This window comes from Alistipes sp. CAG:29 (assembly GCF_000435435.1).
In the GTDB taxonomy this organism is placed as follows: Bacteria; Bacteroidota; Bacteroidia; order Bacteroidales; family Rikenellaceae; genus Alistipes; species Alistipes onderdonkii.
In genome coordinates this window covers 4750-11271 of sequence record NZ_FR893488.1, presented here as the reverse complement: position 1 = coordinate 11271, position 6522 = coordinate 4750, and the positions used below count along the sequence as shown (strand labels likewise).

Genomic DNA, 6522 nt, shown 5'->3' with positions numbered 1-6522 from the left:
CGACGCTCGTAACCTTCGGCGGCGCATTCTTCGCCTCGTTCCCGCTGTTCTACTCCACGTCGTTCGGCGGTGCGTTCTATGTATGGATGGCGATCCTGCTGGTTTTCGTCATCCAGGCCGTGGCCTACGAATACCGCCGCAAACCGGGCAACGTCTTCGGCGAAAAGACATTCAACGTATTCCTGATGATCAACGGCATCGCCGGCCCGCTGCTGCTGGGCACGGCCGTCGGAACACTTTTCACGGGCGCGAACTTTACGGTCGACCGCCTCAACCTGGCCAACGGCGCCGGAAGCGGCAGCGCAACGGTGATCTCGCAGTGGACAACCCCGTGGCACGGGTTAGAAGCACTTACGGATGTCTCGAACGTCTTTTTGGGCATTGCCGTGACATTCCTCGCCGCAACGCTGGCCTGCCAGTATTTCATGAATAACATCGATGACAAGACCATCCTCGAACGTACCCGCCGGCGGATGATCCCCGCAGCCGTCTGTTTCGTGTTCTTCTTCGTAGCATGGCTCTGCATGCTGCTCTTCGCCGACGGCCGGGCGATCGATGCCGCAGGCCGGATCTCCATCGAGCCGTACAAGTACCTGCATAACTTCATCGAGATGCCTTACCTCGCCGTGGTGCTGCTCCTCGGCGTGGTGGCGGTACTGTGGAGCATTGGACTGGGCTGGCGCGGCCGGCGCAACGCCATCTGGTTCGGCGGTGCGGGTACGGTACTGACGGTACTGGCGCTGCTGCTCTGCGCCGGATGGAACGACACGGCCTATTACCCGTCGCTGGCCGACATGCAGTCGTCGCTGACGATTTACAACTCCTCGTCGAGCCTCTTCACGCTCAAGGTGATGTCGATCGTCTCGCTACTGATCCCCTTCGTCGCAGCCTACATCTGGTACGCATGGCGGGCGATGAACCGCAAGCCGATCACCCGCGAAGAGATCCGCGGGGACGACCACCAATACTAATACCGACTGCCTCCGACCGTATGAAATATAGTATAATATTACTCCCGCTTGTATTCTGCAGTTGCGGTTCCCGTCCGGGAAAAGCAACTGCAGAACTGCAGGCCACGCCCTCGGCAGCCCAAAGTCCGCAACCGGCAGACCTGCCCCGTCTCGGTAGAAGATACGGTTCGCCGCCAGCTCGGCGGCAAACTGTTCTTCTCCGAATTTTCCAACTTCAACCCGGCCGACTCGATAACCGTTATCGAAACTCATTACCGCAAGGCGGAAGGAAAGGAACTCTACCGCGAATACCGGTTTATCACCCACAACCGGAACAGTCCCGCCCACAGGTTCTTCGAGAGCCGTTACCTCGATTCTGTCTACATGTCTTATTTAAACGACCCAAGCTATCGCGATTTTTATGACCAGATGCTGCCCGACTCTGTAAAATCTGAATACATCGCCCCGGAAATCCGGAATTTCAACGGCTATTAGGTCAATCTGAAGGAAAACAAGGGTGATTATTACCTCGATGACGACTGGTCATGGCCCATTTCGTTCCACATTGCTGACAGCGTCAAAACAGATCTCTATATGGACGGGCCCTATCCCCGGAAAATCAGGACGGCAACAATGCTTCCCCAGGGCGGCATATTGCTCCGCTACCACAGGCCGATTCGCTGCACTCCTACAAGTACGACTCGCTGCATATCGAGGCCGTCGACATCCAAAGAGGCGTCTACCGGCTTTCGGGCGAAAGCGACTATTTCGCGGCTCCGGCGCAAGCCGTACACAAATTCGAGATCATCCAGTACGCCAACAGCACGGGAGATATATTTTAAACCGGCACGAACAATGATTTCCCACATATTGATAAAAGGGAAAGCTTTTTCAGGCTTTCCCTTTTATTCAAGCATCTCCGCCAGCTATTCCGCGTTCTCGCCGAACGGGTACTGGTTCTGGTGCACGTCCTCGAAACGCATCCCCTTTTCGTAGGTCTTCATGGCGCGGCGGCTCATACCCATCGACGCGAAACCGCCGTCATGGTAGAGGTTCTGCATCGTCACTTTGCGCGTAAGATCCGAGAAAAGCGTCAGCACATAGTCGGCGCAGTCATTGGCCGAGGCATTGCCCAGCGGCGACATGTTCTCGGCGAAATTCATCAGGTCGCCCATCCCCAGCACGCCACTTCCGGCCGTGGTCGGCGTCGGCGACTGCGACACGGTGTTGATGCGCACGTGCTTCTCACGGCCGTAGATATACCCGAAACTGCGGGCGATCGACTCCAGCAACGCCTTGGCATCGGCCATGTCGTTATAACCGTAGAGCGTACGCTGTGCCGCGATATACGAGAGCGCCACGATCGACCCCCAGTCGTTGATGGCGTCCTTCTTGCGGGCCACCTGGATCGCCTTGTGGAACGAGATCGCCGAAATGTCGAGCGTCTTGGAGAGGTAATCGTAATCCAGGTCGTCGTATGTGCGCCCCTTGCGGACGTTGGGCGACATGCCGATCGAGTGGAGCATGAAGTCGAACTTGCCCCCGAAATGTTCCATCGTCTTGTCGATTAGGTTTTCCAGGTCTTCGACGCTCGTAGCGTCGGCCGGGACGACGATCGTATTGCATTTTTCAGCCAGCCGGCCGATTGTACCCATGCGAATAGATACGGCAGTATTCGTAAGGACGATTTCGGCCCCTTCTTCAACGGCGCGTTCCGCCACTTTCCATGCGATCGACTGCTCGTTGAGTGCTCCGAAAATAAGGCCCTTCTTGCCTTTCAATAAATTGTATGCCATCCTATTTAGATTAAAAATTCGGGCAAATATAACAAAAATATTTGAAACGGGCGAACCGCCGTCCCTGCAAACCGCGGCAAACGGCATGTCCCCGAACCAAAACACGGGTTGTAAATCACGGTTTTTTCACGTTTTACACATTTTTCGGCTTTTTATCGTACCTTTGTGCCGAATAAAACATGCACATGACCATTACAGACGATTTCAGCGCCCTGGGGCTTTCCGAGCAGATGCTCGCCGCAGTCCGCGCCAAGGGATTCGAGACGCCCACCGCAATCCAGAAGCTCACCATCCCCCACCTGCTCACAAAACCCAACGACATCATCGCGCAATCGCAGACCGGCACGGGCAAAACCGCGGCCTACGGACTGCCGATACTCCAGACCCTCGAACCCGCCCGCGGGCCGATACAGGCCATCATCCTCGTACCGACACGCGAACTCGCACTCCAGGCGGCCGAAGAACTGCTCTCCTACAACCGCGAAAAACGACTCTCGATCACGGCCATCTACGGCGGTGCGGCGATGAGCGAACAGCTGCGTCGCCTTGCCAAAGGCATCGACATCGTCGTCGGGACACCGGGGCGCGTGCTCGACCACATCCGCCGCGGCACGATGAAACTGGAAAACGTCCGTTACCTCGTGCTCGACGAAGCCGACGAGATGCTCAACATGGGCTTCGTCGAGGACGTCGAAGAGATCATGAGCCACACCAGCGACGAGCGGCGCGTGCTGCTCTTCTCGGCCACGATGCCCGAGCGCATCATCCGGCTTTCGAAAACCTACATGCGCGACACGGAGATCGTGCGCGTGGAACACAAGCAAATCACGGCCGACCTCACGGAACAAATCTATTTCGAGGTACGCGAGGCCGACAAGTTCGACGCCCTGACCCGCATCATCGACGTCGAGCCCGAATTCTACGGCATCATCTTCGCCCGCACCAAGATCGGCGCCGACGAAACCGCCTCGCGCCTGACGGCGCGCGGCTACGCAGCCGAGGTGCTGCACGGCGACGTGTCGCAGGCGCAGCGCGAGAAGATACTCCGCAAATTCCGCGACCGCACGATCAATATCCTGGTGGCTACCGACGTGGCCGCCCGGGGCATCGACGTGGGCAACCTGACCCACGTCATCAACTACTCGCTGCCGCAGGACTCGGAGAGCTACGTGCACCGCATCGGCCGCACGGGCCGCGCCGGCAAGCAGGGAACGGCCATCACGTTCGTCTCGCCCTCGGAGTTCCGCGGCCTGAATAACCTGATGCGCGACATCAAGGTCGAGATCAAACGCGAAACCCTCCCCTCGCCGCAGGACATCGTAGAGATGAAACGGCTGAAGATCAAGGAGGAGATGCAGGAGATCGTCGAAAACGAAAGCTACGACGGTTACAAGGAATTCGCCGAAGAGCTGCTCGCCGAATACACCCCCGACATAGCCCTGGGTGCGCTGCTGCGCCTGGCGTTCCGCAGCGAGCTCGACCAGAACAACTACCCCGAAATACGCTCCTTCTCGGTCGACCGCAAGGGTACGGCGCGGCTGTTCCTGGCCGTGGGCAAACGCGACGGCTACACGGCACGCAAGCTGGTCGACATGCTCAAATTCAAATGCGGCCTGCGCGACAAATATATCAACGACGTCCAGATTTCGGACAACTTCTCGTTCGTGAGCGTCCCGTTCCGCGATGCCGAGGAGGTCGTCCGCAAACTCAACCGGCTGAACCGCGGCCGCCGGCCGATGGCCGAGATCGCCCGCGACGGGGAAAACGGGGCGCAGGAAGCCCCGGTTCGCAAGCCCCGCCGCACAAAAACCGAGGATTACCAGACCGCCGGGCAGACATACGCCCCGGCACCGAAAAAGCCGACGCGGAACGTGAAGCCGGCAACGCCCGTCCCGGCAACCCCGACGGCGTACGACCCGGCGCCCGCCCACGACGAAACGGTACACGCAGAACCCTCACACGACCAAACGGCATATGACCCAACGTCATCGCCGCGCCGGAAGCTGAAAACCAAGACCCCACCCCACCCGGACATCCCCGATTTCAGCAAGATGTCGAACGAAGGTTTCGACTGGTCGGCATTTATGAAATTCGACGAAGGCACGGCATGGGGACGCGACGAGAATGGCAAAGGCAAGGGCAAAGCGACCAAAAGCGTACGCAAGACCCCGAAAAAGACAGTCACAGCCGCCCAGCGGGTTGCCGCCAAAGGCAGGAAACGGAAATAGGAAACAATAGAATTGAAATAATCGCAATAAAAAAGACCCGGTTTTGGGTCTTTTTTATTCTCAATCTCTCTTAGCCTGTTTAATAGCCTATTACAACGGGGCAAATTTCGCTCTATCCCTTTTGATTTAGATAAGAAAGTAGGTCTTAACATGCTGGATGATAAAGTATAATACCTGTTTGCGATGCATGTTGTCTTTTAAGATAGATTAACTGCTTTAAGTCTATCCTATTCTCTATTACCATAATTATATCTTGATAATCCATCAGGATTATATTTGAGTTTTCTCTTCTTATACATTCGTCTGCAAACCCTGAAATAGATATAAACAAGCCAAGTGTTGTTGTTAATTTATCTTTAACTTTACCACTAAACGCATGCAATGCTGATTTTGGCATGGCTTTAGCCTCCCATTTTGCCTCAATTAGATAATCTTGGTTATCATGAGTAAACGCACCGTCAATTTGCTCTCCACTAATTTTATAGGAACATTTCGGGTCTAAATCAAATAAATTAAATAAGGAGTTCAGGAATTGTTCAAATTCATATCCGCGTTTTTGTGGACTTGCCGATGACGCAGACATTCGATTAAAGTCTATTTTTAATTTTTCTAATTCTGATTGAAAAAATTGAGCTTTCTGTATTTTATTTTGGTATGTTATCTTCCGGGTTTCTGCTTCCTTTTGTTCTTCAATAATAGCAAAATAACCTTTTGTATGTAGTCTTAGCGCTTCAACACTTTCCTGGGCTTTTTTTATCTTTTTATCTGCGTCTTCCCATTTCTTTAAATGCGAAAAATCAGACATATCGGATACTACTTTAAGTAATAATAACAAATCTTCTTCATATATGTCCAATCGATTTGACATTCTATTTACAATGTCATTTGCTATTTCTCGTTTATATTTGGTCATGTCTAAAGTAGATACAAACGATTTATTATTGATTGTATGATTAACAAACATTTTAAGATCGTTTTTTATCCAATAAATATTAGTTAATGCCTCTTTGAGGGCTATTAATGCAGAACCGGATATTTTATGAGAATTAGCCATTAGAAAATCTTTTGACAAAAATATATAAAATCTAATATTCCATCAATCTAAAATGCAAGAAGTTATTTACATTTTACGATTTATCATTTTTTTTATATCTTTGCTCCTGCGAACATTATTTTCAAAAAACCTTTTCACTGGATTCTCAATACGGGAAACCACGAAAAAAGTATGCGCAGAGCCGTTGGGGAGCAATCCCGCGAACGGCACCTGTATTGAGCCCGTAAAAAGGTGAAGATAGTGTTCGCAGCTGCGCACACTTTTTTTTGTATTATGCGAACACTATCTTCCGTCCGTACCCCGGTACAGACACGCCGCAAGGCCAGCCGCAAGCGGTTTCCGCCGTGCAACCTCCCGATCCGTCTCCATTTCCACCCGCCCGATTAGCAAACGACTGCTAACCAAACCTTTATTCTCTTTGTTGTGCCCCGTTGCACGATAAGGACAGCCCTTTTTATGCCCATCGTATCCGCTGCCACAGGCAGCGGCCGGCG

Annotated in this window: 5 protein-coding genes; 3 read left to right on the top strand and 2 right to left on the bottom strand. The window is 53.1% G+C overall.

Going from position 1 to position 6522, the window contains the following annotated elements; all coding sequences use genetic code 11:
* Together QVP03_RS10975 and QVP03_RS10970 are read left to right on the top strand one after the other, a co-directional pair.
* A partial coding sequence (locus QVP03_RS10975) for a cytochrome d ubiquinol oxidase subunit II (RefSeq protein ID WP_288210774.1) occupies positions 1-971 on the top strand: 971 nt, incomplete at its 5' end.
* A 48-nt stretch (positions 972-1019) separates the two neighbouring features.
* Entirely contained in the window at positions 1020-1445 is a 426-nt protein-coding gene (locus QVP03_RS10970; protein WP_022333479.1) for a hypothetical protein, read from the top strand.
* 431 nt (positions 1446-1876) lie between these two features.
* Here QVP03_RS10970 and QVP03_RS10965 read toward each other — a convergent pair whose 3' ends face one another.
* Positions 1877-2746, bottom strand: a complete 870-nt coding sequence (locus QVP03_RS10965; RefSeq protein ID WP_022333478.1) for an enoyl-ACP reductase FabI — start codon at positions 2744-2746, stop codon at positions 1877-1879.
* Positions 2747-2931: 185 nt separating this feature from the next.
* On the opposite strand from QVP03_RS10965, the gene QVP03_RS10960 reads away from it, so the two are divergent.
* On the top strand, positions 2932-4974 hold the full coding sequence (locus QVP03_RS10960; protein WP_286725146.1) for a DEAD/DEAH box helicase: 2043 nt from the start codon (positions 2932-2934) through the stop codon (positions 4972-4974).
* Positions 4975-5119: 145 nt separating this feature from the next.
* Here QVP03_RS10960 and QVP03_RS10955 read toward each other — a convergent pair whose 3' ends face one another.
* Positions 5120-6028, bottom strand: coding sequence for a restriction endonuclease (locus QVP03_RS10955; RefSeq protein ID WP_288210773.1), 909 nt, complete (start codon positions 6026-6028; stop codon positions 5120-5122).
* Positions 6029-6522: the final 494 nt, after the last annotated feature.

Coding starts and splice junctions, on each gene's coding strand:
- QVP03_RS10960 (WP_286725146.1), top strand. CDS start 2,932: ATGACCATTACAGACGATTTCAGCGCCCTGGGGCTTTCCGAGCAGATG.
- QVP03_RS10965 (WP_022333478.1), bottom strand. CDS start 2,746: ATGGCATACAATTTATTGAAAGGCAAGAAGGGCCTTATTTTCGGAGCA.
- QVP03_RS10955 (WP_288210773.1), bottom strand. CDS start 6,028: ATGGCTAATTCTCATAAAATATCCGGTTCTGCATTAATAGCCCTCAAA.